Here is a 1,388-nt window from a genome sequence, read left to right on the forward strand (position 1 = left end):
CATATGGCGGAGGGGTTCTCGCGGGCGGCGGCGGGGAATATCGGGGTGTGTGTGGGGACGTCGGGTCCGGCGGGGACGGATATGATTACGGGTTTGTATTCGGCGAGTGCGGATTCGGTTCCGATTTTGTGTATTACGGGTCAGGCGCCGGTGGCGAAGTTGCATAAGGAGGATTTTCAGGCGGTTGATATTGCTGCGGTGGCGGGGCCGGTGGCGAAGTGGGCGGTGACGGTGTTGGAGGCGGCGCAGGTGCCGGGGACGTTCGCGAAGGCGTTCCGGGTGATGCGGGAGGGCCGGCCGGGTCCGGTGTTGATCGATTTGCCGATTGATGTGCAGTTGGGCGAGATCGAGTTCGATATCGATGCGTATGAGCCGTTGGTGGTGGGGCGTCCGGTGGCGTCGCGGGGGCAGGCGGTGAAGGTGCTGGGGATGTTGAACGCGGCGGAGCGGCCGTTGATCGTGGCTGGTGGTGGGGTGGTGAATGCGGACGCGGCGGGGTTGCTGGTGGAGTTCGCGGAGGTGACGGGGGTGCCGGTGGTGCCGACGTTGATGGGGTGGGGGGTGATCGGTGATGATCATCGGTTGCATGCGGGGATGGTGGGGTTGCAGACCTCGCATCGGTATGGGAACGCGACGATGCTGGAGTCCGATTTCGTGCTCGGGATCGGTAATCGGTGGGCGAATCGGCATACCGGTGGGGTGCAGACGTATACGCGGGACCGGACGTTCGTGCATGTCGATGTCGAGCCGACGCAGATCGGGCGGGTCTTCGCGCCGGATTTCGGGATGATCTCGGATGCGGGTGCGGCGTTGGAGGTCTTTATCGAGGTCGCGCGCGAGATGAAAGCGGCGGGCACTCTCACCGATCGGACCGAGTGGGCGGATCGGGTGCGGGCCCGGAAGCGGCAGGGGTTGCGTAAGACGCATTTCGATGATGTGCCGATCAAGCCGCAGCGGGTGTATGAGGAGATGAATCGCGCGTTCGGCCCAGAGGTGCGGTATGTCAGCACGATCGGGTTGTCGCAGATCCAGGCTGCGCAACTGTTGCATGTGTATCGGCCGCGGCATTGGATCAATGCGGGGCAGGCGGGGCCGTTGGGGTGGACGTTGCCTGCGGCGCTGGGTGTGGCGACGGCGGATCCGGATGCGATGGTGGTGGCGTTGTCGGGTGATTACGATTTCCAGTTCCTGATCGAGGAGCTGGCGGTGGGTGCGCAGTTCAATATCCCGTATATCCATGTGGTGGTGAACAATTCGTATCTGGGGTTGATCCGGCAGGCGCAACGTCAGTTCGATATGGATTATTATGTCCAGCTCGATTTCGACAACATCAACAGTCCCGAAGTCGGTGGTTACGGTGTCGATCATCTGAAGGTCGCAGAAGGGTT

Annotated in this window: 1 protein-coding gene; it reads left to right on the forward strand. The window is 62.5% G+C overall.

Going from position 1 to position 1,388, the window contains the following annotated elements; genetic code table 11:
- The coding region (gene gcl, locus NVU01S_RS42015) for a glyoxylate carboligase (protein WP_063048264.1) at window positions 1-1,388 on the forward strand (1,388 nt) is incomplete at both ends.

This window comes from Nocardia vulneris, from assembly GCF_001613425.1.
Lineage (GTDB): Bacteria > Actinomycetota > Actinomycetes > Mycobacteriales > Mycobacteriaceae > Nocardia > Nocardia vulneris.